Source organism: Comamonas badia DSM 17552, assembly GCF_000484635.1.
In the GTDB taxonomy this organism is placed as follows: domain Bacteria; phylum Pseudomonadota; class Gammaproteobacteria; order Burkholderiales; family Burkholderiaceae_C; genus Comamonas_C; species Comamonas_C badia.
Map to the genome: position 1 here is coordinate 790,615 of NZ_AXVM01000001.1, position 24,521 is coordinate 815,135.

The window sequence follows — 24,521 nt, forward strand, 5'->3', positions numbered from 1 at the left end:
AGCGGTTCGCAGTACAAACGCATCGCGCCCATCCACCGCGAAAGACAATGGCACCCATGCACTCTGACGCTCCCGTCGCCTGGCGCGGACCGCTCTGGGCCCTGTCCATCCTGCTCGCACTGCTGGGCATGCTGGGGCCGTTTGCCATCGACACCTATCTGCCCGCGTTTCCGGCGATCGCGGCGGGTCTGAATGCCACGCCGCTGCAGATGCAGCAGACGCTATCGGCCTACCTGTTCGCCTTCGCCTTCATGGCGCTGTTTCACGGTTCGCTCTCCGACAGTTTCGGGCGCCGGCCCGTGGTGCTCTGGGGGCTGGGCATCTTCACGCTGGCCTCGGCCGGCTGCGCGCTGTCGCCGACGATAGGCTGGCTGGTGTTCTTCCGGGCACTGCAGGGACTGTCGGCCGGCGGCGGCATCGTCGTGGCGCGTGCGGTCATCCGCGATCTGTTCCCCCAGGCCCAGGCCCAGAAGGTGATGAGCCAGGTGACGATCTTCTTCGGCATCGCGCCGGCCATCGCACCGATGATGGGTGGCTGGGTCTCCGAGCACCTGCCATGGCAGAGCGTGTTCTGGCTGCTGACGGCGATCGCCGCGCTGCTGCTGCTGACCAACTGGCGCCTGTTGCCCGAATCGCTCCCGCGCGAGCGGCGCCAGCCACTGCACCTGGGACATCTGATGCGCGGCTACTGGCAGCTGGGCACCAATCCGCGCTTCGTGCTGCTGGCGCTTGCCAGCGGCGTGCCGTTCAATGGCATGTTCCTCTACGTCCTCGCGGCACCCGCTTTCCTGGGTGAACACCTGCACCTGCAGCCGGGGCAGTTCTTCTGGTTCTTCCTGCTGAACATCCTGGGCATCATGGGCGGCGCCTGGCTGAGCGGGCGCATGGCCGGCAAGGTAGCGCCCAAGCGCCAGATCCGCCACGGCTTCGTGATCATGCTGGCGATGGTGCTCCTCAACCTGGGGGCCAATCTGCTCTTCACGCCGCATGTCGCGTGGGCGATGCTGCCGATCTGCATCTTCTCGTTGGGCTGGGCACTGATGGTGCCGGTCATCACGCTGCTGGTGCTTGACCTCGTTCCCGCGCGGCGCGGCATGGCATCTTCGCTGCAGGCCTTTGTCGGCTCGACGGCCAACGGCTTCGTTGCCGGTGTGATCGCGCCGCTGGTGATGCATTCCACGGTCGGGATGGCCGCGGCATCGCTGCTGATGATGCTGATCGGGCTCGTGGCCTGGATCTGGCTGCACCACCGCTGGCCCGAAATCGGGCGCAACGTCACGTGACCGCTGGCAGGTTCAGCGCTGGCGCCGATCGGCGCCACGTGACTCGTAGTGGCGCGCCTTGACCTCATACATGGCGATGTCGGCCTGGTGGACAGCGGCGGTGACGGCCGCTCCATCGCACGCCACGGCCAGCCCCATCGCGAGACTGAGCGGCTGCCCCGGATAGAACTGGTTGTTGAGTTCCTGCAGGCTCGTCACGTGCTCCATCACCGTCTGCGCCGCACGTTCGTCCGCGCCCGGCAGCAGAACGGCGAACTCGTCACCGCCAATGCGTGCGGCGCAGCCGCTGCTGCCCACCGCCTTGGAAAGCACTTCACCCGCACGGCGCAGCAGCGCATCGCCCGCCACATGGCCGTGGTCATCGTTCACGGTCTTCAGGCCATTGAGATCCATCGCGATCACCGCCACCGGCCACGGCCCTTTGCGCGCCAGGCGATTGAGTTCCTCCACGTAATAGGCGCGGTTGCGCAGGCCGGTCAGCACATCGTGCTTGCCCAGATACTCAAGGTAGGCCTCGGCCTTCTTGCGCGCGGTGATGTCCACCAGCGACAGCAGCACCAACCCCCAGTCGCCATGGTGATCCTCCTGCACCGCGAACTGCATGTGCATGTGCAAGGGCTCGCCCGCAAGGGTGTAATTCACCACCTCGCGCTGCTGCACCAGCCTGCCGTCCCACAGATCCAGCAATTGATCGGCGAACGTCTCCAGCGCTTCATCGCGGAACACCGCGGCCAATTGCGCGTACAGCGCTTGCTTGTCCACCGCGCCGAACAGGTGCAGCGTGGTGCGGTTGACGTCCACGACACGGATCTCGTGCAGGCACTGTTCGACGAATTCCGGATGCACCTTCAGAAAGGTCTTCAGGTCCGTGATGCCCCGCTCGCGCAGGTTGTCGAGCAGGCGCTTGATGGCACTGAAATCCTCCACCCAGAGCGACACCGGCGAATGCTCGAACAGCAGGCGCGCATGGCGCTCGCTTTCCTGCAACTGCACACGCGCGCGCTCCTGCACCGTGTTGTCTTCCAGTGACACCAGCACCCGCTCCCAGCTGGACTCATGCCCCGGCAGGATGCGCCCGCGGATGAACACATCCAGGCGCCTGCCATCGAGTGCGTAGTTCACCGTCTGGTTGGAAAACTCCAGCGCACCGCTCCAGAGCTGGCGCAGCTCGGCAATCGCCGGCTCCAGCATGTCGTCGCGAAAAATGCGCTCCAGCGATGCCTCCAGCGTCGCCTGATCGGCAGCCGCGAACAGCGCCAGGGTTCTGCGGTTGACCTTGAGGATGCGGATCGCGGCACCGTACTCCCGTACCCGCTCGGGGTGCCCGCGCAGGAACGCCTCCACATCCGCCACGCCCTGGTTCTTCCAGCGCTGCAGCAGGGCCCGCACGCCGCTCCAGTCCTCCAGCCAGAGGGAGACCGGGGCCAAGTCGAACATATGTTCGAAATCAGCGGCCGAAGACAAGGGGGTGGACATGCAGGTTCTCCAGAAGCCCCGCATTATTGGCGAGAAGCCCGTGCTCCAGAACGGCGAAGGCCGGCCCACCCCGAAGGGCAGGCCGGCCTTTTCCGACTTGCGTCGGGAATCAGCGCATGCCGCGAGAACGGGAGGCACCGGCGCGGCCGCCGGCGCGTGGCCGTTCGCGGTTCTGCGATTCGCCGCGGCGGCCGGCAGGCGCAAACCGCCCTTCGCCAAAGGCCGCCTGCGGACCGCGTTGATCGTCCCTGCGGTGGCTGAAACCTTCTCGGCGCTGGCCGCCGCCATATCCCGGCCGGCCACCGCCATGGCCTCGGCCTGCGCCTTCCGGCCGGCGAGCGCGCATCGGCTGCGGCGGGCGCTGCGTGGGCTCCAGCCCAGGCACCACGGCGGTTTCAAACGGCTGGCGGGTAAAGGTTTCGATATCGAAAATGCGGCGGCGATCGCGGAATTCGGCAAAGGTCACTGCCAGCCCCTGGCGCCCCGCGCGGCCCGTGCGGCCGATGCGGTGCGTGTAGTCCTCGGCCTTCATCGGCAGACCGAAGTTGAAGACGTGGGTGATGGTGGGCACGTCGATGCCGCGTGCCGCGACGTCGGTGGCCACCAGAATCTGCACCTGGCCGCGGCGCAGCGCCATCAGGCGGCGGTTGCGCAGGCCCTGGCTGAGCGCGCCATGCAGCGCGACGGCCGAAAAACCCGCCTGCTGCAAATCGCCGGCCAGGGCATCGCACTCGATCTGCGTGCTGGCAAAGACGATGGCCTGGTCCATCTGGGCATCGCGCAGCCAGTGGTCGAGCAGCGCGCGCTTGTGCTGCGCGTTGTCGGCCCAGTAGAGCACCTGCTTGATGTTCTCGTGCTTTTCCTGCGGCGAGTCGATCTGCACGCGCTGCACGCCCGAGCCGCCGTCGTGCATCACGCGCATCGCCAGCTGCTGGATGCGCGGCGCGAAGGTGGCCGAGAACATCATGGTCTGATGGCGCTGCGCGGTGAGGCGGTGGATCTCGGCCAGGTCATCGGAAAAGCCCAGATCGAGCATGCGGTCGGCCTCGTCGACGACGAGGAACTGCACCTCGTCCAGCTTGAGCTGGCCGGAACGCTGCAGGTCCAGCAGGCGCCCGGGCGTGGCCACCACCAGGTTGGCATTCTGCAGTTGCGCGATCTGCCGCTGGTAGGGCATGCCGCCGACGACGCTGGCGATGCGCAGGCCCTTGCAGTGCTGCACCAGGTCGATCGCGTCGTGCGCCACCTGCTGCGCCAGTTCGCGCGTCGGGCACAGCACCAGCGCGCCAGGCACGGCGGGCTCGAAGTGGCGCGCCATCAGAGGGTTCTTGCGCTTGGGACGCCTGGGGGCTGGCTGGCCCTTGGCCTCGGCTTCGGCGCAGGCGCGCTCGAACGCGGCGCGCTCCTGGTCCTTTTTCTGCTCGTGCTGCGCCAGCAGGGTATGCAGCACCGGCAGCAGGAAGGCGGCCGTCTTGCCGCTGCCCGTCTGGCTGGAGACCATCAGGTCGATAAAGCCATCCTGGCTGGCGCCCTGGCCCATGGCCAGGGGAATCACCCGGTCCTGCACCGCCGTGGGGGCGGTGAAGCCCAGGCTGCTCACGGCCTGCAGCAGTTCGGGCGCAAGGCCCAGGGAAACGAAGCCGTTCGCGGCAACGGAAGGAGAAGCAGGCGCGCCAGCGCCCGCAGGGATTGCGGTGTCTGTCATGGTGAAGCAGGCCGCACGGATATTGCCCGCGCCGACCGTCAGAGGGTCATGAAAAAACATCAACCATCTGACGGAAACCGAACGCTTTTCACAAGCGCCCGGATGGGCCGTTCATGCTGGAGGCTATGCCAGCGGCCCGGTGTGAGAAGGGAGATGCACAAATCGCGCAGTTCTTGCGCAAGCCAGCGATTGTCGCACGATCAGGGTTTACCCGCAAGCCCCCAATGCAACTCAAGCCTGCAGAAAATGCCTGCGGTAGTGTTCCAGCTCGTCGATGGATTCATGCACATCCGCCAATGCGGTGTGTTTCTGCGCCTTCTTGAAGGATTCGGCAACCGCAGGCTTCCAGCGCTTGGCCAGTTCCTTGAGCGTGCTCACGTCGATGTTGCGGTAGTGGAAATACGCCTCCAGCCTGGGCATGTACTTCACCAGAAAGCGCCGATCCTGCCCTATGGTGTTGCCGCACATGGGGGTGCTGTTCTTGGGCACGTAGCGCTTGATGAACTTGAGGATTTCTTCCTCGGCCTGCGCTTCGGTAAGCGTGCTGGCACGCACCTTGTCGATGAGGCCGCTTTTGCCGTGCGTGCCTTTGTTCCAGGCGTCCATCGCGTTCAGCAATTCATCACTCTGGTGAATGACCAGCACCGGGCCCTCCACGCGCGGCGTGAGCTGCGGGCCGGTGGCGATGATGGCAATCTCCAGCAGGCGCTCTTTTTCGGGTTCAAGGCCCGACATTTCGCAGTCCAGCCAGACCAGGTTCTGGTCGGATTTGGCCAATGCCGCTGCTGCGGCCAAAGTGGGTTCAGTCATGGCCGTCATTGTCGCCCAATGCCTTGCTGTCAAGCGCATGCGCCGCGCTGTGCGTACGCTGCGCCGCCGTGGGCCGTGGGCCGTGGGCCGTGTGGGACGGGTGCATCGGGGCGCGCAGCCCATGAAAAAGCCCGCCAGGGCAACTGTCCTTGGCGGGCTTTGTCACGGATCTGGTGGTGGTACCGGGACTTGAACCTGGGACATCAGCATTATGAATGCTGCGCTCTAACCAACTGAGCTATACCACCGAAGGCGCGCATTCTAGCCGAAAAGGCCGCTTCTTCCGGTGCCGGCATGCGCTTTACGATTCCGATCCATGGTCAGCACCTCCCCTCCGACACCGCCGCCCGCCCGCGGGCGCGACATCCACGAAGCGCACCGCGCGGCCACGCCGCTGGAGCTGCTGTTTGATCTGACCTTCGTGGTCGGCGTGTCGCTGGCGGCGGCGCAACTGCACCATGCCGAGGGCGCGGGGCACGCGCTGACCGCCCTGCCCGGCTTTCTGCTGGCCTTTTTCGCCATCTGGTGGGCCTGGATGAATTACACGTGGTTTGGCTCGGCCTATGACAACGACGACGCCACCTACCGCGTGCTCACGCTGCTGCAGATGGCGGGCGTGCTGGTGTTCGCCACCGGCGTGCCGGGGTTGTTCGAGGAGCGTACCGCGCTGGCTGTGGCGGGCTACGCGGCGATGCGGCTGCCGCTGTGCGTGCAGTGGCTGCGTGCCGCGCGGGGCGACCCGCTGCGGCGCGGCACCTGCCTGCGCTATGCGGCTGGCGTGGCCTGCGTGCAGGTGCTGTGGATCGCGCAGTTCTTCGCCGCCAGTGCCGGCCTGCTGCCGCAAGGCTTGATCTGGCCCAGCCTGATTGCGCTGGTGCTGCTGGAGCTGGCGGTGCCGCTGTGGGCCGAGACGGTGGGGCCGCCCACGCCCTGGCACGCGCACCACATCGCCGAGCGCTACAGCGGCTTCGTCATCATGATTCTGGGCGAGAGCATCCTGGGCGCGACGAATGCGGTGAGCAATCTGGTGCAGGCCAGCGGCCTCACGTTTGAATTGGCACTGCTGGGCCTGGCGGGCACGCTGCTGGCGTTCTGCCTGTGGTGGATGTATTTTTTGCTGCCCTCGGGCGAATCGCTGCACCGCCATCGCGAGCGCGCGTTCCTCTGGGGCTATGGGCACTATGCGACGTTTGCCGCGCTGGCCGCCGTGGGCAGCGGGCTGGAGGTGGTGGCCGATGCAGTGAAGCCGGGCAGCCAGAGTTCCGCGCTGCAGGCGGTCAGCATGGTGGCAGCGGCGCAGGCGATCTACATCGCGTCGATCTGGGCGCTGCACCGCCATGCCACGCGCGCATCGCACCGGCAGCGTGCCCTGGTGCTGGGCGTGCTGGCCTGCGTGGGGCTGGCGCCGCTGGCCGTGGCGCAGGGGCTGCCGCTGGTCTGGGGGCTGTTGCTGCTCTCACTCGGGCCGCTGGTGTTCATCGTTTACAACGAGCGCGGGCGCGTGCATTGCGCGGCGGATTTCGCGGTGCGGTGAACTGGTTTCTGGCCAAGCGAAGCCCCCACCCCACCCCCCAGAGGAGGAGGGAGTCATCCGGGGTCATTGATTGGTGAAGTTCGCCGCGCGCTTGCTGACGAAGGCGTCCATGCCTTCCTTCTGGTCCTGGGTGGCGAACAGCGCGTGAAACAGCCGGCGTTCGAACATCACGCCGTCCGAGAGGCCGCTCTCGAAGGCGCGGTTGACCGATTCCTTGGCGGCCATCACGGCGATCTGCGAGAAGCCGGCAATGGTCAGCGCCGCGCCCAGGGTTTCTTCCATGAGTTTTTCCAGCGGCACCACGCGGCTGACCAGGCCGGCACGCTCGGCCTCGGCGGCGTCCATCATGCGCCCGGTGAGCGCCAGGTCCATGGCCTTGGCCTTGCCGACGGCGCGCGGCAGGCGCTGGGTGCCGCCGGCGCCGGGGATCACGCCGAGCTTGATCTCGGGCTGGCCGAATTTGGCGTTGTCGGCGGCGATGATGAAGTCGCACATCATCGCCAGCTCGCAGCCGCCGCCCAGCGCGTAGCCGCTGACGGCGGCGATCACCGGTTTGCGCACGCTGCGGATGCGCTCCCAGTTGCGCGTGATGTAGTCGCCCTTGTAGACGTCGGCGAAGGTGTAGCTGGCCATCATGCCGATGTCGGCGCCGGCGGCAAAGGCTTTCTCGCTGCCGGTGACGATCATGCAGCCGATCTTCTCGTCCGCATCAAAGGCGGCCAGCGCCTCGCCCAGCTCGTTCATGAGCTGGTCGTTGAGCGCGTTGAGCTGCTTGGGGCGGTTGAGCGTGATGACGCCAATTTTTTCCGCTTCGGTGCGGACGGTGATGCATTCATAGGTCATGGGGGTACTCCTGCGTTGTATCGGCGAAAGCATTTGACTATAGCGGGCGGTTGGGCGGTTGGGCGGTTGGGCGGGGGCGGCTCAGGGCTTCCCCAGCCAGGCATCGGCCAGGCCCGCATCGCGCACGCCGAGGAGCACGTTGCCGCCCACGGCATCCGCCTTGGGCAGAACCAGCGGCAGGCGCAGCAGGCGGGCATCGCGCGCCACCAGCGCGGTCATGGCGCCATCCGCCACGGCGTAAAGCGGCAGGTCGTCCAGCTTTTTCAGGCGCCAGCCTTCGCTCGCCACTTCCACGCCCAGCCATTCGTCGCCCGCCATCATGCCGGCACGCTCCGCGGCACCGCCCGGCAGCACGATCCTGATCTGCACGCTGGCGCCTTCCTGCACGCGCAGGCCCAGGCGCTGGGCGATTTGCGCGCTGTCGTTATTGCAATCTACCCCGGTGGCTGCCAGCAGCTCGGCCAGGGGCAGCTCGCCGGTGCCATGCACCCAGGCATCCAGCTCGGCACCCCAGCCGCGGCCGGAGCACTGGCGCAGCACGCGGCGGATATCCTTCTCGGTGATGGACCCGCCGCCGCTGTGCGTCCAGAGCGCGCGCATCACGCCGTCCAGCGTGCAGCGGCCCGCGCGGCGCAGCGCAAGATCAAGGCACAGCGCCACCAGCGCGCCCTTGGTGTAGTAGCTCACCGTGGTGCCGGGGGTGTTCTCGTCCGGGCGGTAGTAGCGCGTCCAGGCGTCAAAACTGGCTTGCGCCACGCTCTGCACCTGGCGGCCGGGGGTCTGCAGCACCTGGTTGATGGTTTTGGTGAGCAGCTTGAGGTAGGTGGTCTGGTCGATCAACCCTGCGCGGCGCAGCAGCAGATCGTCGTAGTAGCTGGTGAAGCCCTCAAAGAACCAGAGCAGCCCGGTGTAGTTTTCCTGCGTGTAATCGTAGCGCGCCAGCTCCCGCGGGCGCATGCGCTTGACGTTCCAGGCGTGAAAGTATTCATGGCTGAACAGGCCCAGCAGCGTGGTGTAGCCCTCGGGCGGCTTGGCATCCCCCAGGCGCGGCAGATCGCGCCGGCCGCAGATCAGGGCGGTGCTGCCGCGGTGCTCCAGCCCGCCGTAGCCGTCGTCGACCACGTTGAGCAGAAAGGTGTAGCGCTCAAACGGCGCCTGGCCATCGGGGCTCCAGAAGCGGATGGCTTCCTCGCAAATGCGCCGCACGTCGCGCAGCAGGCGGGCGCTGTCAAACGATGCCGCGGCGCCGCTCACCACCAGCCGGTGGGCTGTGCCGCAGGCGGTGAATGGGAAGCTCTGGAAGGCACCCAACTCCATCGGGCAGTCTGCCAGCTCGTCGTAATGCGCGGCGCGGTAGCGGCCAAAACCGTGGCGCGCGGCCTTGAGCGGCGTGAGGGCCGTGGCCAGTTGCCAATCGGGGCAGGCGGCGGGGCGCAGCACTTCGATGTCGTGCGCGCCGTCTTCCTGCCCATGCACGCGCAGGCACAGGCTGGTGGCGTTGAAAAAGCCGCGCGTAGCGTCCAGCCACGCGGTGCGCACCGAGCGGTCGCTGGCCACGATTTCATAGCGCAACACGAGCGCCGCGCCGCGCTTGCAGGCGATCTGCCACTCGCATTTGCTGATCTGCCGGATGGCCACGGCCTTGCCACCCTGCTCGGCCCGCAGGCCGATGAGATTGCGTGCGAACTCGCGCACCAGGTAGCTGCCGGGAATCCACACCGGCAGAGAAACGGCCTGGCGCGCCGCCGGCCGGGCGATGGTCAGCGTGAGGTGGTAGCGGTGGCTGTGCGGGTCGGGCGCCGCGACACGGAAATGGATGGGCGATGCGGATTCAGAGGGCATGCCCCATTACACCAGAGCCGGCGATCGGCCGTCTCCCACCGGGTTCAAGTGCCAAATCAAACGCCAGCGCTTATCCAGCAAGCGCTGACAGCTCACAAAACAATGAACTATTTTTTGGCAACGGCCAGTTCATTCATCCTGCGCTCCACCTCGGCCGCCGCAATCGCGCCCGGCACGCGCGAGCCATCGGTGAAGATCAGCGTCGGCGTGCCGGTGATCTTGTATTTGCGTCCCAGCTGCAGGTTGCGCTCCAGCGCCTTCATGTCGCAACTGGCCGTCGCGGGCGTCACATCCCTGAGCATGTGGTCCTGCCAGGCGGCGGCGCGGTCCTTGGCACACCAGATGTTGCGCGACTTCTCTGCAGAATCCGGACTCAGGATGGGGTAGAGGAAGACGTGCATGGTGACGTTGTCCACCTTCTGCATGTCTTTTTCGAAGCGCTTGCAATAGCCGCAATTCGGGTCCTCGAAGACGACCAGCTGGCGCTCACCCTTGCCGTGCACCACCTTGAAGGCATCGTCGAGCGGCAGCGACTTGAAATCGATGGCCGTGAGCTTGTTCACGCGATCCTCGGTCAGGTTGCGCCGCGCCTTGGTGTCTATGAGCTCGCCCTGGATGAGGTAGTTGCCGCCGGCGTCGGTGTAGTAAAGATCAGTGCCTATGCGCACCTCATAGAGCCCCTGCATCGGGGTGGCGCTCACTTCGTCGATCTGCGCCAGCTGCGGGATGCGTTCGGCCAGCGCCTTGCGGATCTGCGCCTCCTGCGCGTTCGCCGCCTGGGCGCCCAGCAGCAGGACGGCGCACGCCAGAGAAAGGAATCGAAGAAAAGGTTTCATGGTTGTTCAGCAGGGCCGCGGCCCGGTTGGAAAAAAATCAGGCCACGCCCATGGCGTGGCGGCTCACCCAGCCCTTGAGCGGCACCAGGCGATCAAACGCATTCATGCCGTGCGCGCGCAGCGGCTTCAAGGCCGCGTCGCCGCGCGTGAACAGCTGCTGCAGCCCGTCCATGGCCAGCATGGCAGTGGCCACTTCGGTCTTGCGCGCGCGCTCGTAGCGGCGCAGCAGGCGCTGGTCCGACAGGGCCCGCCAGCCCTCACGCCCGCCCAGCACCTGCGCCAGGGCGGCCGCATCGGCAAGGCCCAGATTCAGGCCCTGCCCCGCCAGCGGATGCACCGCATGCGCGGCGTCCCCGGCGAGTACCCAGGATTGCCCTGGCACCCCCGCGACCGCGCCGCACCAGCGCCGGGCGCGCGCCTGCACCAGCGGCCAGGCGGCACGCGGCGCGGTCACCGTGAGTGCTCCGAGAGCGCCGCGGCTGGCTTCGCGCAGCGCGGCAGCCAGCCCAGCCTCATCCGCCTGCAGCCAATGTTGTGATTGTCCATGGGCAACAGACCACACCACGGCCACCGAGTTCCCGCCTTCGCCATCCAGGGGAAGAAAAGCGAGGATGCCGCCGTCCGCCGCGAACCACTGGCGCGCCACCGCGCCGTGCGCGTGCTCGCACTGCAAACGCGTGGCGATCGCGTCCTGCGCATAGGGAGTCAGGTCAAATTCCACGCCCCATTCAGCGCGGGTGCGGCTGGCGCGGCCTTCGCACACCACGGCAAGCGGTGCCGGCACCGGCTGCGCCACCCTCTCCACCAGGGGTTGAAAGCCGATCGCGTCCTGCAGCCGCTGCTCCAGCGCCGGCACATCGACCACCCAGGCAAGCGCCGGCACGCGCTCGGCCACCGCATCAAACTCGACCGCCCCGCCCGCCTCGGCCCAGACCTGCATCCGCCGCACGGCGGTGGCGTGCTGCGCATCGGGCCAGGCGCGCACGGATTCCAGCAGGCCGCGCGAGGCGGCATTGAGCGCATAGGCGCGCACATCCGCCTGCCCGCTGGGGACGGGCGGCGCCACCAGCGCCACGCGCAGCCCTGCGCGCGCCAGCAGCAGCGCCGCCGTGCGCCCGACGACGCCCGCGCCGCGGATGCAAATATCAAATGCCTGGCCCATGCCCGGATTGTAGGAGGCGCACAATGGCGCGCTTTGCCCTCTTCCAGTGCCATGCCCAGCCTTGACGAACCGCTGTCCGCCCGCATCGCCCGCCTGTTTGCCTACCCGGTCAAATCCTGCGCCGGCGTGGAGCTGCATGAGGCACTGCTGACCGAGACCGGCCTGGACCTGGATCGCTCCTGGATGGTGGTGGATGCCGAGGGCGTGTTCCTGACCCAGCGCGAATGGCCGCGCATGGCGCTGGTGCAGCCGCGGATCAAGAGCACCGAAGTGGTGCTGCGCGCGCCCGGCATGCTGGCGCTGCACCTGCCCACCGACCAGGCCGCCGGCCGCACCCGGGTGCGCGTCTGGCAAGACACCGTGGACGCCTGGGACATGGGCGACGTGGCGGCGCAGTGGTTCAGCGATTTCCTCGGCCGGAGCGGGCTGCGGCTGGCACGCTTCGATCCCGAGGTGCGGCGCCTGTCCGACCTCGCCTGGACGCAAGGCGTGGAAGCCGTCAACCAGTTCGTCGATGGCTACCCGCTGCTCGTCACCAGCGAGGCATCGCTGGCCGAACTCAACCAGCGCCTGGCGCAGGCGGGACACGCGGCGATCGGCATCGAGCGGCTGCGGCCGAACATCGTGCTGTCCGGCATCGAGGCGCACGACGAAGACCGCTTCAGCGAAATCCGCATCGCCAGCGGCGATGGCCAGGTGCGGCTGCAGCCCGTCAAGCCCTGTGCGCGCTGCCCCATCCCGAACATCGACCCCGCGACCGCCGAGCGCAGCCCCGAAGTGCTGGCCACGCTCAGCCGCTACCGCGCCGATCCGCGCCTGGAGAACAAGCCCACCTTCGGCATGAACGCCATCATCCACGGCGGCATCGGCCATCGGCTGCGCACCGGCGACGGCGTGGAGGCGGACTGGAATTTCGGCTGAAGGCCGCGCCGCCCGGCACGGCAAACGTGGCTCCATTGCAGGCACGATCCGCCCACACGCCTGCCATGCCAGACACCGCGCCCGCACCTGACACCAATCAGCGCCATGTTCCAGACCCTGGGGCGCATGCTGTGCTCCTACTATTTCGCCGCAGAGGCGGCGCAGGTGCGCGCGCTGCTTTCCAATGGCGCCAACGAGGAAGCAGCCGCCATGCAGGTGCTGGGGCTGACGCTGGAAGACTTGGGCGTGGGCGTGGCGCGCGCCTGGGGTTTGCCGGAAGGCCTGCAGCGCAGCATGCGCACGCCCCTGGGGGCGCCGCCCATGCGCGCGCCCCAGCAGGGGGACGAGCAGTTGCGCTGGATCGGCCGCGCTGCCAACGAGGTCGCCGCAGCGATGCTGCAGAACGCACCGGACAGGCTCACCGCGTGCCTGCGGCAACTGGCGGACAACTGGCGCCGCACGCTGCAGATCACGCCCGAACTGTTCGCTGAAGCCGTGCAGCGCGCACGCCGGCAACTCGTGGATATTGCCAGCGCGCTGGAGCTGTGCGTCGCCGCTGGAAGCGCCGCGGAACGCCTGCAACCGCCGGCACCGACACTGGAAGCGCCGCTTCAGCCTGACCCCATCACCGCCCACGCACTGCACACGCAAGCCACGGCCATCGCGGCAGGCGACCTGTCTCCGGTCGGGGCGCTGGCCACGCAGCAGGCGGCACAGGTGCTGGCGGCAGGCATCCAGGACATCGCGGATGCGCTGGCGGTGGACGAAAAGCTGCTCGGCATGCTGCGCACCCTGCGCAACCAGGCCATCATGGCCTTTCGCCAGCGTGGGGGCTGAAACAGCCCCTTGGGCGCGCCGCCTAAAATCGAGGAATTTCCTGCACACAACCCAAGTGGTGCAGGACATCCCGAACCCCCGAATCTGAAAGAAACCCGCCATGAGCCTCAAATGCGGCATCGTGGGGCTGCCCAACGTCGGCAAGTCCACGCTCTTCAACGCCCTCACAAAAGCCGGCATCGCCGCCGAAAATTATCCTTTTTGCACCATCGAGCCCAATACCGGCGTGGTGGAAGTACCCGACCCGCGCCTGAAGGACCTGGCCGCCATCGTCACGCCCGAGCGCATCGTGCCCGCCATCGTCGAATTCGTCGATATTGCAGGCCTCGTGGCGGGCGCCAGCAAGGGCGAAGGCCTGGGCAACCAGTTCCTCGCGCACATCCGCGAGACCGACGCCATCGTCAACGTCGTGCGCTGCTTTGAAGACCCGAACGTGGTGCATGTGTCGGGCAAGGTGGACCCGATCGCCGACATCGAAGTCATCCAGACCGAACTGTGCCTGGCCGACCTGGCCACCGTGGAAAAGGCGCTCAACCGCTACAGCAAGGCCGCCAAGAGCGGCAACGACAAGGAGGCCGCCAAGCTCGTCGCCCTGCTCACCCCGGTGCAGGCTGCGCTCAACGAAGGCAAGCCCGCGCGCAGCGTGCCGGTGAGCAAGGAAGATGCCCCGCTGCTCAAACCCTTCTGCCTGATCACCGCCAAGCCCGCCATGTTCGTCGGCAATGTGGCCGAAGACGGCTTTGAAGCCAACCCGCTGCTGGCAAAACTACAGGAATATGCCGCCGCGCAGCACGCCCCCGTGGTCGCCATCTGCGCCAAGATAGAAGCCGAAATGGCGGAAATGACAGACGAAGACCGCACGATGTTCCTCGAAGAAATGGGCCTGCACGAGCCCGGCCTGAACCGCCTGATCCGCGCCGGCTACGAACTGCTGGGCCTGCAAACCTATTTCACCGCCGGCGTCAAGGAAGTGCGCGCCTGGACCATCCACCAGGGCGACACCGCTCCGCAGGCCGCCGGCGTGATCCACGGCGACTTCGAGCGCGGCTTCATCCGCGCGCAGACCATTGCGTTTGACGATTTCCTCCAGTTCAAGGGTGAACAGGGCGCAAAAGAAGCCGGCAAGATGCGTGCAGAAGGCAAGGAATACGTTGTAAAAGACGGCGATGTGATGAATTTTTTGTTCAACGTCTGATCAACGCCTGACGATTTTTGCAGCATCTTGGCGGTGCTCAGTAGCGCTTGGTGGACGGTTTGACCCGTTTTGAAACCAATGGGCTGTAGAAACATTACGGTCCGCTGGCCGTCCTCGCCGGCCCTCGGGCAGGTAGGGGTCAATCAGCGCGACAGGATCACCCCAGGGGAAGAGCAGGCTCCATTGCCGTTCAGCCCGCCTTGCGGAACGTGAAATTGATCCGCTCGCTGCCCGTCAGCGCGTGGCTGCCCTCCCGGATCGGCGCGATGCCGTGGTAGCGCATGCGGTCCACCCCGCCCCAGACCGCCACGTCGCCATGGAACAGCGCCATGCGCTGCGTGCCACCCGCGCGCTGCAGGCCGCCCCACAGGAATACGGCCGAAACGCCCAGCGATACGGAAACGATGGGCTGCGAAAAATCGCGTTCGTTCCTGTCCTGGTGCAGCGTCAGGCGGCTGCCGGGGCGGTAGCGGTTGATGAGGCAGGCATCGGGCGCAAAGCCGGCAAAACCCGCCGCGGCCGCGGCTTCGGTGGCCAGGCGCATGAACACGGCAGGCATCGCCGGCCAGGGCAGGCCAGAGTCCGGATCGTCGCTGCGGTAGCGGTAGCCCGCGCGGCTGCTGGTCCAGCCCAGCGGCCCGCAATTGGTCAACGGCACCGACATGGTCTGCCCGCCCGGCGTGACCATGTGGCGAAACGGTGCCTGCGTCAGGACCTGCTGCAACCGCGGCCAAAGCTCGTCGATGAAGGTCAACGCAAAGCCCCGCAGCACCACCGACTGCGGGCCCAGCGACATGCGCTCGCCCGCCAGCGGTAGCTCATCGGCAAACAGGTCGCCCGTCATGGATTTTGATGAAATCAGGCGCAATCGCTTGTCAGCCAAGCGCGGGCAGCTATGGATTCAGGAGATTTCAAACACCCAGGTATTCCGGCAATGTCGTGTCTTCTAGCATGGCTTCCGCGTCACCCTGCAGCACCACCTGGCCTTTCTGCAGCACCAGCGCGCGGTTGCTGCGGCTCAGGACCCGGTGCCAGTCGCGGTCGACGATCAGCACCGCCATGCCGGCGCGCTTGATCTCGTCAATCACGCGCCAGATTTCGTGCACGATGAGCGGCGCCAGGCCTTCGGTGGCCTCGTCCAGGATCACCAGTTCCGGGTGCGTCATCAGCGCCCGGCCAATCGAAAGCATCTGCTGCTCGCCGCCCGAGAGCAGCGCACCGAGCTGATCGATACGCTCCGAGAGGCGCGGGAAGGTCTGCAGCACGCGATCCATGCTCCAGTCGGCGCGGCCGTCGCGCCCGGGGCGCTCGGCCATGATGAGGTTCTCGCGCACCGTGAGGTTGCCGAACACGCCGCGCCCTTCGGGCACGTAGGCTACGCCCAGGCGCGCCACCTCGTGCGGTTTGGCGCGCGAGATGTCCTGGCCGAACAGGCGGATGCTGCCCTCGCGCTGCACCACATGGCCCAGCAGCGAGCGGATCAGCGTGCTCTTGCCCATGCCGTTGCGCCCCAGCAGGCCCACCGTCTCGCCCTGGCGGATTTCCAGATCGACGCCATGCAGCACATGGCTGCTGCCGTACCAGGCGTGCAGGCCCTGCGCCTGCAGCATTACGTTGGCATCGGTCATGCGTCATGCCCCAGGTAAGCCTCGCGCACTTCGGCGCTGGCACGGATTTCATCGGGTGTGCCGGTGGCGATCACCTGGCCGTTGACCATCACCGTGATGCGGTCGGCGATGCGAAACACCGCGTCCATGTCGTGCTCCACCAGCAGGATGGCGTGATCCCGCTTCAAGGCATCCAGCAGCGCCAGCATGCGCTCGGTCTCCTCGGCGCCCATGCCGGCCAGCGGCTCATCGAGCAGCAGCACCTTGGGCGCGGTGGCCAGGCACATGGCGATTTCAAGCTGGCGCTTCTGGCCATGGCTGAGCAGGCCGGCCTCCCGGCTCAGTACATCGCCCAGGCCCACGCGCTGCGCAACCTCGCGCGCGATGCGCTGCGTCGGCCCGCGCGACTGGGCGTCGTGCCACCAGGCCCAGGGCGTCTGGTAGCGCGCCTGCGCCGACAGGCGGCAGTTTTCCTGCACCGTGAAACGGGGGTAGATGGTGTTGCGCTGGTAGCTGCGCCCCAGGCCCGCGCGTGCGCGCCGCGGCTGCGACCACTGCGTCACCTCCTGCCCCAGCAACTCGATCTGGCCGCTGCTGGGCGGAAATTCACCCGAGAGCAGGTTGATGAGCGTCGATTTGCCCGCGCCGTTGGTGCCTATCACCGCGTGCACGGCGCCGCGAATGAGCTCCACGCTGACGCCGTTCACCGCTACCAATCCGCCCCAGCGGCGCGTCAGCGCGCGGCCGCGCAACAGAATTTCGCCACTCATGCCGCGTCCTCCGCCGTATCGGGCGCGTGCTTGTCGCGCTTGCGTGCCGCGCGCAGCCGCCACTGGTGCGGAAGGCCGACCAGGCCGCGCGGCATGAAAGCGACGCAGGCGATCACCACCAGCCCCAGGCCCAGATGCCAATGCTTGGCGGCCTCGCCCAGCAGCGCCTCGGATTTGAAAAACTCCTGCAGCAAGGAGAAGGCAAACGCACCGATCAGCGCGCCACGCAGATGGCCCAGGCCACCCAGGATGATCATCACCAGCACGCCCGCGCTCAGGTGCCAGCTCAGCAGCTCGGGGCTGACGAAGCCATCCTTGATGGCGAACAGAAACCCGGCCCAGCCGGAAATCGCGCCCGAAATCGTGAACGCCGCGAGTTTGTACGGATAGACCGAAAACCCGGTGGCGCGCATGCGCTGCTCATTCACGCGGATGCCGGCCAGTGCCCGGCCAAACGGCGAGCGCAGCAGCAGCGCCAGAAACGCGAACACCAGCAGCAGGCTGGCCCAGATGAAGCCGTACAGGTGGGCGCCGTTGCCCAGGTCGAGCGGCCCCAGCACCGGCTTCACGTAGAGGTAGATGCCATCGGTGCCGCCACCGAGCTCGGTGTCGTGGATCACGTAGTACGCCATCTGCGCGAACGCCAGCGTGACCATGATGAAGTACACGCCCTTGGTGCGCAGCGACAACGCGCCCACCGCCAGTGCGTACAGCGCCGCCAGCAGCATGGACAGCGGCAGCGCCACCAGCAGCGAAGGCACGGCGTTGTCGGCGGGCGCCAGCAGCACCGCCGCATACGCGCCTATGCCGAAGAACGCCGCCTGTCCAAAGCAGACCAGCCCGGTGCTGCCCACCAGCAGTTCGAGCGCCACCGCCAGGATGGCGTAGATCATGAGCTTGGCCACCAGATCGGCGCCATACTCGCCCGAGACCAGCGGCCACAGCGCCAGCAGCAGAAACACGGCGGCGACGAACACATGCTTGCCGCCGAACGATGAGGAGCGTGCGCCGCTCATGGCTTGAACAATCCATCCGGGCGCCACAACAGCACGGCCGCCATCAGCATATAGACCAGCACGCCCGCCGCCTGCGGCAGCAGCACCTTGCCAAAGGTATCGACAAAGCCGATCAACAGCGCCGCCACCAGCGCGCCGCGGATCGAGCCTATGCCGCCGATCACCACCACGACGAAGCAGATGATGAGCACCGATTCCCCCATGCCCGGGTAGACGCTGGAAACCGGCGCCGCGATCATGCCGGCGAACGCCGCCAGCGCCACGCCGACGGCGAAGACGATGCGGTAGAGCAGCGAGATGTCTATGCCCAGGCTCTGCACCATCTCCCGATTGGCCGTGCCGGCGCGAATTCGCATGCCCAGGCGCGTGCGGGTGAACACCCACCACATGCCCAGCGCCAGGAAAACGCAGCAGGCGCTGATGAACAAGCGATACACCGGGTAATTCATCACGTCGCCCAGCTCGATCGAGCCCGCAAGCCACGGCGGTGCCTGCACGCCATGCACGTCGTTGCCCACGAGAATGCTGCGCAGTTCCTCGAACACCAGAATCAGGCCATAGGTCATCAGGACTTGCTGCAGGTGATCGCGCTCATAGAGGAAGCTGAAGAAGGCCCACTCGAGCACGTAGCCGAGCACGACCGAGAGCACCACGCCGACCGTCAGGGTGACGAAGAAACTACCGCCAAAAAGTGGCGCCAGCCCATACGCCATGTAGGCGCCGATCATGTAGAAGCTGCCGTGCGCCAGGTTGATCACGCCCATGATGCCGAAGATCAGCGTCAGACCGGAGGCGACGAGAAACAGCAGCAGCCCGTACTGCAGAGAGTTCAGGCACTGGATGAGAAAGGTTGGAAGGTCCATGCAGACAGTCGCGTGGTGAAACACGTCGGGCGGCCGATCGGCCGCCCGCCCCTGAAAGCCGGATTACATCCGGCAGCCGGTGGCCGGATCGGCCAGGGCCTTGACCGCCACGCTCTGATAGACGTTTTCGTTGCCGACCACCTTGCGCAAATACATGTCCTGCACCGGATTGTGCGCCTTGGACATCGTGAACTTGCCGCGCGGGCTGTCTATCGTCGCCTTGGTCACCGCGGCCGAGAACGCCTTGGCATTCTTCGCGTCACCCTTGGTGGCATTGAGGCCGATCGCCAGGATCTGCGCCGCGTCGTAGCCCTGCACCGCGTACACGTCGGGCTGCATCTTGTAGGCCTTGGCATAGGCCAGGCGGAACTCCTTGTCCTTAGGCGCCGGCAATTCGTCGGCGTAGTGCAGCGCCGTCAGCAGGCCTTCGGCCGCCGCGCCCTGCGCTTCCAGCGTGCCGTCGGTGACGAAGCCTGCGCCGACCAGCGGAATACTGTCCTTGAGGCCCGCGGCCGCATAGTCCTTGACGAACTTCACCGCGCCACCACCGGCGAAAAAGGTGTAGACCACATCGGGCTTGAGTGATGCGATCTCGGTCAGCAGCGCCTGAAACTCCACATTGGGGAAGGGCACCGTGAGATCCTTCATGACCTTGCCGCCAGCCTTCTCGAACGCATCCTTGAAGCCCTTGACCGACTCGGCGCCGGCGGCGTACTTCCAGGTGATGGTCACCGCCTTCTTGTGGCCCTGCTTGGCGGCCACCTCGCCCATGGCAAAACCCGGCTGCCAATTGGAGAAGCTGGAGCGGAAGATGTTGGGCGCACACATCGGGCCGGTGACGGCATCAGCGCCAGCGTTCGGGATGATCAGGAGCGTGCCCGATTCCTTGGCCGCCTTCGCCATCGCCATCGCCACGCCGCTGTGCACCGTGCCGACGATCACGTCCACGTTGTCGCGCTTGATCAGCTTGTTGACGTTGTCGGTGGCCTTGGACGGATCGCTCTCGTCGTCGACGCGGATGTATTCGATCTCGCGTCCGGCAATTTTGCCGCCGAGCTGATCCACATACAACCGGAACCCGTTGTCGATCGCCGTGCCCAGCGCCGCATAGGTGCCGGTCGCGGGCAGCATGAAGCCCACCTTGAGCTTGCCCGCCTGGGCGCGTGCCAGCGGCGCGATGCCCGCCAGCGCCAGCGATGCCGCGCTCGTCAGAAAGGTCTTGCGATTCATCATGGTCGTCTCCTCGTCTTTCTATGGAAGATCAGTGGTTGGAAAAAGAATGTTGTTGCACAAACGCACTGCACGCCGTGATCACGGCGGCAGGCTGGTCACGGTGCGGCGAATGGCCGCAATGATCGATTTCGACCACCTGGGTCTGCGGCACCTGGCGTGCAATGCTGCGCACATGAGCCAATGTACCGTACTCATCCTGCAGGCCCTGGATGGCCAGGACAGGGCAGCCGATGGCGGCGATCTCTTGCCGGATGTCCCAGGCGCGAAACGCCGGCGACAGCCAAACCTCATTCCAGCCCCAGAAGGCCGAATCGACGTCGTCGTGGTAGCGCGCCAGACGCTCGCGCAGGCCGCCAGCCACATACGCTTCACGCGTCTTCTCGATGCTGTCCACCGAGATCTGCTCCACCATGGTATGCGGCGCCAGCGCGATGACACCGGCCGCCGGGTGGTTGCGCGCATGCAGCAGCGCAATGGAAGCCCCATCGCTATGGCCGAACAGCCAGGGGGGCTGCGCCACGCCGACGGCGCTCAGAAACGCCGGCAGCACCTCGTCCGCCTGGCGGTGCATGAAATCATTGGCCCAGTGCTCGTCCGGTGCGCGCGGCGTGGAGCGCCCGTAGCCGGGGCGCGAGAACACCAGCCCGCGCATGCCAAGTTTTTCGCAAAGCCGCGCCGGGAAATCCCGCCACATCGCGACCGAGCCCAGCCCTTCATGCAGAAAGACCATGACAGGCGCATGCGCGTGCCCGCTGCCGACCCAGGCGTATTCGATGCGCACCGGCTGGCCGCGCCAGGCCATCCGCGCAAATTGCGTTCGCGGGGGTGCGTTCATGCGGCCGGGGTTTCCATCGCGCGCAGGCGAAAGCGCTGGATTTTGCCGGTGGCGGTCTTGGGCAACTCCTTCACGAAAGCGATCTGGCGCGGGTACTTGTAGGGCGCGAGCTTGTCCTTGACGAAATGCTTGAGCTCCTCTTCCGTCGCCTTGCCACCTTCCTTCAGCACCACGTAAGCCTTGGTCTTGGTCAGGCCATCGGCATCCTGCACGCCAATCACCGCGGCTTCGAGCACCGCGGGGTGCTGCACCAGCGTCGCCTCGACTTCGAAGGGGCTCACGTAGATGCCGCTCACCTTGAGCATGTCGTCGCTGCGCCCGCCGTAGGTGTAGGTGCCGTCGGGGTTGCGCACATATTTGTCGCCGCTCCTGGTCCACGCGCCCTGGAAAGTCTCGCGGCTCTTCTCGCGGTTGCCCCAGTACATCAGTGCCGCCGAGGGGCCCTTGATGTAGAGATCACCTAGTTCGCCATCAGGCACCAGGGCGCCATCGTGGTCGCGCAGCTCCACCGCGTAACCAGGCACCGGCCAGCCCGTGGTGCCGTAGCGCACGTCGCCGGGCAGGTTGGACAGGAAGATGTGCAGCATCTCGGTCGAGCCTATGCCATCGACGATGTGCACGCCGAAATGTGCGGTGAAGCGCTCGCCCAGGTCCGCTGGCAACGCCTCGCCGGCCGACGAGACCAGGCGCAGCGCCACCTGCCCGCGCGCCGGCAGATGCGGGTTCGCGAGCATCCCGGCAAAGCCCGTCGGCGCGCCGTAGAACACCGTGGGCTTGACGCCGCCGACGCCGCCCGTGAGGCGCTTGAACGTCGCCTCCGGCGTCGGCCGCTCGGCCATCAGAAGGGTGGTGGCGCCCACGCCCATGGGAAAAGTCAGCGCATTGCCCAGGCCATAGGCGAAGAACAGCTTGGCGGCGGAAAAGCACACGTCGTTTTCCGTCAACCCAAGGATGCGTTTGCCATACAGCTCCACCGTCCAGTACGGGTTGGCATGCGAATGCACCGTGCCCTTGGGGCGGCCGGTGGAGCCCGAGGAATACAGCCAGAATGCCGGATCGTCGGCATGTGTGGCGGCCGGGTGCGGCAGCGGCGCCTGTGCCGCCAGGAAGGCGTCGAACGCCAGCTCGCCGAAATCCAGCGGTGCCACCGGACGCGAGACAACGACCTTCTGCACTTCGTGATCGGCCTTCACCAGCGCACCCTTGACCGTGGGCAGCAAGGCACCGCTGGTGAGGATCACCTGTGCACGCGAATGCTCCAGCATGTAGGCATAGTCGTCCGCCGGCAGCAAGGTGTTCACCGCTACCGGCACCGCACCGGCGTAGATCGCGCCGAGGAAGGCCACGGGCCAGTCGGTCCCGTCCAGCATTGTCAGCAGCACGCGTTCCTCGCGCTTCACGCCCAGCGCACGCAGGCCTGCGGCGCACTGGCGCACTCGGTGTTCGAGCACGCCATAACTGAGCTGTTCATAGTCATCCACAAACGCGATGCGCGCGGCACGCCCAATGTTCGCCTGCAGCAGGTAGTCTGCAAAGTTGAAGACGGCGGGCGGCGGCGCCACCTCGGGTGCGTTCGCTCCCAGATCGGTTGTCATGTGTTCTCCTGGTTCGTGCCGTGGGTCAGAGGGCGTTCAGCACCTCGGGCGCGCCCTGGATGGCCACGCGGCGATGGTAAAAATCCAGTGCGCGCAGGCCACCGAGCTCGGCACCGCCGCCGGCGCGCCCGGGCCCGCCGTGCATCGATTGCGGCATGGCGTTGCCATGCCCCGTGTGCGTGGCGGCGCAGGCGGGGCTGACCACATGCACACGGCCGTGCAGCGGCGCCAGTTGCAGCGCGGTGCGCGCCAGCAGCGGCGCATCGTCGCCATAGAGCGATGCCACCAGCGAGCCCTGGCCGCGCGCCACCTGCGCCAGCGCCTGCGGCAGATCGGAATAGGGCAGCAGCGTGGCCACCGGACCGAAGACTTCGGTGGCGTGCACCACATCGCTGGCTGCGACGGCCTCGGGCGTGGCCAGGCCAAACAGCGTCGGACCGACACAGCAGGCCACGGCCGGATCAGCGTCCACCAGAGCCGCGCTGCTGCCGTCATGCAACACCTGCGCTGCGCCGCGCAAGGTGGCGATGCCCTCACGTATGCTGGCCAGCTGCGCCCGGCTCACGAGCGAGCCCATGCGCACGCTCTCGTTGCGTGGATTGCCCAGCACCGTCTTGTCCAGCCGCGCACCCACGGCCTGCGCCACCGCGTCGAAATGCGCAGCAGGCACAAAGGCGCGGCGAATCGCCGTGCATTTCTGTCCGGCCTTTTGCGTCATCTCGCGTGCCAGCTCCTTGACGAACAGATCAAACGCCGGCGTGCCGGGAGCCGCGTCGGGCAGGAGCACCGCGCTGTTGATACTGTCGGCCTCGATGTTTACGCGCACCGAGTGCTGGGTCACGGCCGCGTGGCTGCGCAAGAGCGCCGCGGTATCGGCCGAGCCGGTGAAGGAGAGCACATCCTGCGGCTGCAGCGCGTCCATCAACCCCGCCGAGCTGCCGCAGACAATGGACAGTGCGCCCGCCGGCAGCACACCGGCATCGACCACGTCTTTCACCATGCGCTGCGTCAGCCAGGCCGTTGCCGTGGCGGGCTTGACCACCACGGGTACGCCCGAGAGCAGCGCGGGTGCCGCCTTTTCCCACAGCCCCCACGAGGGGAAATTGAAGGCATTGATGAACAGTGCCAGGCCATCGACCGGCACGCGGACATGCCGCGTGGCGAACGAACCATCCTTGGCCAGCGATTGCGCCTCGCCGTCGGGCAGGAAGTGCCCCTCAGGCAGGCCCGCAGCCAGCTTGGCATAGGTGCTGAGGGTATAGATGGCGCCATCCACGTCGATGCCGGTGTCCGCCTTGACCGTGCCGGAATTGGCCGTGGAGATGTCGTAGTACGCGTCGCGGTTGGCCTGCAGCACCTTGGCCACTGCCGCCAGCAATTCACCGCGCTGGCGGTAGGTCAGCGCGCGCAGCGCCGCGCCGCCCTGTGCACGCGCAAACGCAAAACCAGCGCCCAAGTCCAGGCCGGTGGCGTCCACGCGCACCAGCTCGTTGCCCAATACGGGATCGAACAAGGCCGTACCCGCGCCGCTGCCGGCGTGCCAGCGCCCGCCCAGATAATTGGAAAGAAGTTCAGTCATCCAGCCGCCCCTTGCAGGAATTGAATCTGCCCCGCAGGCAGCAGGTAAAGCACCAGCGCGCGCCCGCCGGTCACCGTCGGCGCATGCTGGCTGCCGGGGCCATAGACCACCCAGCCGGCGCCATGGCCATCAAACTGCGCGCCGTCGGAAAGCGGCATCACCAGGTCGATCTCGCCGCCCGGATGCACATGCTGCGGCCCGGCGATGGACTCCATATCCACCACATCCACCGAAAAGCCTTGCAGATCGTCCGCGGGCTTGAAAATGCGGCCGTAGCGGATGCCGCCGCCTTCGCGGTTACACAGCCAGCCATCGTGCACGCCCGCCTCGCAGGTGGCCTGCAACTGCCTGAAACTGTCCGACAGCGGGCCATGCTCGGTATTGAGCCAATCGGCAAGGCGGCTGTCGAGCGGCTTGCCGGTTATCTGTTGAGCCAAGGCAGCGATCTGGCTGCGCAGTTGTTCAGCGGTCATGGACGCTCCAAGTGAGAAGGCTGTGCACCACCGGCCGCGCCACGCTGGCGCTTGCGGTTTGGCGGTAGATGCATTATTGTGCGTACATTATCTTACCCGCCATCAC

At 66.7% G+C, this 24,521-nt stretch carries 22 protein-coding genes and 1 tRNA gene; 5 read left to right on the forward strand and 18 right to left on the reverse strand.

All coding sequences use genetic code 11. The annotated features are described in order from the left end of the window. The first annotated feature begins 56 nt into the window (after nt 1–56). Nucleotides 57–1,283 carry a multidrug effflux MFS transporter gene (locus K320_RS0103745; protein ID WP_024537540.1) on the forward strand — a complete coding sequence of 409 codons (1,227 nt, stop codon included), beginning with the start codon at nt 57–59 and terminating at the stop codon, nt 1,281–1,283. Between the two features lie 12 nt (nt 1,284–1,295). Here K320_RS0103745 and K320_RS0103750 read toward each other — a convergent pair whose 3' ends face one another. From K320_RS0103750 to K320_RS0103765, 4 genes are all read right to left on the reverse strand, one after another. Beyond that, nucleotides 1,296–2,759 carry a sensor domain-containing diguanylate cyclase gene (locus tag K320_RS0103750; protein WP_024537541.1) on the reverse strand — a complete coding sequence of 488 codons (1,464 nt, stop codon included), beginning with the start codon at nt 2,757–2,759 and terminating at the stop codon, nt 1,296–1,298. 109 nt (nt 2,760–2,868) lie between these two features. Continuing rightward, a complete protein-coding gene (locus K320_RS0103755) occupies nt 2,869–4,464 on the reverse strand; it encodes a DEAD/DEAH box helicase (RefSeq protein ID WP_024537542.1) in 1,596 nt (531 codons plus the stop codon). Nucleotides 4,465–4,695: 231 nt separating this feature from the next. Further along, nucleotides 4,696–5,283 carry an oligoribonuclease gene (gene orn, locus K320_RS0103760; RefSeq protein WP_024537543.1) on the reverse strand — a complete coding sequence of 196 codons (588 nt, stop codon included), beginning with the start codon at nt 5,281–5,283 and terminating at the stop codon, nt 4,696–4,698. 162 nt (nt 5,284–5,445) lie between these two features. After that, nucleotides 5,446–5,522: transfer RNA gene (locus K320_RS0103765), tRNA-Met, on the reverse strand. Between the two features lie 68 nt (nt 5,523–5,590). Here K320_RS0103765 and K320_RS0103770 point away from each other — a divergent pair. Then, nucleotides 5,591–6,808 carry a low temperature requirement protein A gene (locus K320_RS0103770; protein WP_024537544.1) on the forward strand — a complete coding sequence of 406 codons (1,218 nt, stop codon included), beginning with the start codon at nt 5,591–5,593 and terminating at the stop codon, nt 6,806–6,808. A gap of 63 nt (nt 6,809–6,871) precedes the next feature. Here the strand turns inward: K320_RS0103770 and K320_RS0103775 are convergent, their stop codons facing one another. The 4 genes from K320_RS0103775 to K320_RS0103790 form a co-directional block, all read right to left on the reverse strand. Beyond that, on the reverse strand, nt 6,872–7,651 hold the full coding sequence (locus K320_RS0103775; protein WP_024537545.1) for an enoyl-CoA hydratase: 780 nt from the start codon (nt 7,649–7,651) through the stop codon (nt 6,872–6,874). Between the two features lie 81 nt (nt 7,652–7,732). Beyond that, complete coding sequence (locus K320_RS0103780; RefSeq protein WP_024537546.1) at nt 7,733–9,493, reverse strand: M61 family metallopeptidase; 1,761 nt, start codon at nt 9,491–9,493, stop codon at nt 7,733–7,735. A gap of 107 nt (nt 9,494–9,600) precedes the next feature. Beyond that, complete coding sequence (locus K320_RS0103785; protein WP_024537547.1) at nt 9,601–10,329, reverse strand: DsbC family protein; 729 nt, start codon at nt 10,327–10,329, stop codon at nt 9,601–9,603. Between the two features lie 37 nt (nt 10,330–10,366). Then, nucleotides 10,367–11,491 (reverse strand): FAD-dependent monooxygenase, encoded by a 1,125-nt coding sequence (locus K320_RS0103790; protein WP_024537548.1) that lies wholly within the window; start codon nt 11,489–11,491, stop codon nt 10,367–10,369. Between the two features lie 51 nt (nt 11,492–11,542). On the opposite strand from K320_RS0103790, the gene K320_RS0103795 reads away from it, so the two are divergent. From K320_RS0103795 to ychF, 3 genes are all read left to right on the forward strand, one after another. Beyond that, nucleotides 11,543–12,412 (forward strand): MOSC domain-containing protein, encoded by an 870-nt coding sequence (locus K320_RS0103795; RefSeq protein ID WP_024537549.1) that lies wholly within the window; start codon nt 11,543–11,545, stop codon nt 12,410–12,412. A 96-nt stretch (nt 12,413–12,508) separates the two neighbouring features. Continuing rightward, on the forward strand, nt 12,509–13,249 hold the full coding sequence (locus K320_RS0103800; protein WP_342667223.1) for a hypothetical protein: 741 nt from the start codon (nt 12,509–12,511) through the stop codon (nt 13,247–13,249). 100 nt (nt 13,250–13,349) lie between these two features. After that, nucleotides 13,350–14,444 (forward strand): redox-regulated ATPase YchF, encoded by a 1,095-nt coding sequence (ychF, locus tag K320_RS0103805; RefSeq protein ID WP_024537551.1) that lies wholly within the window; start codon nt 13,350–13,352, stop codon nt 14,442–14,444. Nucleotides 14,445–14,634: 190 nt separating this feature from the next. Here the strand turns inward: ychF and alkB are convergent, their stop codons facing one another. The 10 genes from alkB to K320_RS0103855 all read right to left on the reverse strand — a co-directional run bounded on the left by alkB (nt 14,635) and on the right by K320_RS0103855 (nt 24,415). Beyond that, on the reverse strand, nt 14,635–15,288 hold the full coding sequence (gene alkB / locus K320_RS0103810) for a DNA oxidative demethylase AlkB (protein WP_024537552.1): 654 nt from the start codon (nt 15,286–15,288) through the stop codon (nt 14,635–14,637). A 67-nt stretch (nt 15,289–15,355) separates the two neighbouring features. Beyond that, entirely contained in the window at nt 15,356–16,072 is a 717-nt protein-coding gene (locus tag K320_RS0103815; protein WP_024537553.1) for an ABC transporter ATP-binding protein, read from the reverse strand. Continuing rightward, nucleotides 16,069–16,821 (reverse strand): ABC transporter ATP-binding protein, encoded by a 753-nt coding sequence (locus tag K320_RS0103820; protein ID WP_024537554.1) that lies wholly within the window; start codon nt 16,819–16,821, stop codon nt 16,069–16,071. Before K320_RS0103820 ends, K320_RS0103815 begins: the two co-directional genes overlap by 4 nt. Then, nucleotides 16,818–17,837, reverse strand: coding sequence for a branched-chain amino acid ABC transporter permease (locus K320_RS0103825; RefSeq protein WP_024537555.1), 1,020 nt, complete (start codon nt 17,835–17,837; stop codon nt 16,818–16,820). Before K320_RS0103825 ends, K320_RS0103820 begins: the two co-directional genes overlap by 4 nt. Next, on the reverse strand, nt 17,834–18,700 hold the full coding sequence (locus tag K320_RS0103830; RefSeq protein ID WP_024537556.1) for a branched-chain amino acid ABC transporter permease: 867 nt from the start codon (nt 18,698–18,700) through the stop codon (nt 17,834–17,836). The genes K320_RS0103825 and K320_RS0103830 overlap by 4 nt, the downstream gene beginning before the upstream one ends. Nucleotides 18,701–18,763: 63 nt before the next feature. Further along, nucleotides 18,764–19,930 carry an ABC transporter substrate-binding protein gene (locus K320_RS0103835; protein ID WP_024537557.1) on the reverse strand — a complete coding sequence of 389 codons (1,167 nt, stop codon included), beginning with the start codon at nt 19,928–19,930 and terminating at the stop codon, nt 18,764–18,766. Between the two features lie 31 nt (nt 19,931–19,961). Beyond that, nucleotides 19,962–20,768, reverse strand: coding sequence for an alpha/beta fold hydrolase (locus K320_RS0103840; RefSeq protein ID WP_024537558.1), 807 nt, complete (start codon nt 20,766–20,768; stop codon nt 19,962–19,964). Then, on the reverse strand, nt 20,765–22,363 hold the full coding sequence (locus tag K320_RS0103845; RefSeq protein ID WP_024537559.1) for a benzoate-CoA ligase family protein: 1,599 nt from the start codon (nt 22,361–22,363) through the stop codon (nt 20,765–20,767). The genes K320_RS0103840 and K320_RS0103845 overlap by 4 nt, the downstream gene beginning before the upstream one ends. 25 nt (nt 22,364–22,388) lie before the next feature. Further along, nucleotides 22,389–23,942 carry a 3,4-dehydroadipyl-CoA semialdehyde dehydrogenase gene (locus K320_RS0103850; RefSeq protein WP_024537560.1) on the reverse strand — a complete coding sequence of 518 codons (1,554 nt, stop codon included), beginning with the start codon at nt 23,940–23,942 and terminating at the stop codon, nt 22,389–22,391. After that, the gene (locus K320_RS0103855) at nt 23,939–24,415 is read right to left on the reverse strand and encodes a 4-hydroxylaminobenzoate lyase (RefSeq protein WP_024537561.1); all 477 of its coding nucleotides are present in this window, start codon (nt 24,413–24,415) and stop codon (nt 23,939–23,941) included. Before K320_RS0103855 ends, K320_RS0103850 begins: the two co-directional genes overlap by 4 nt. Between the last annotated feature and the right edge of the window lie 106 nt (nt 24,416–24,521).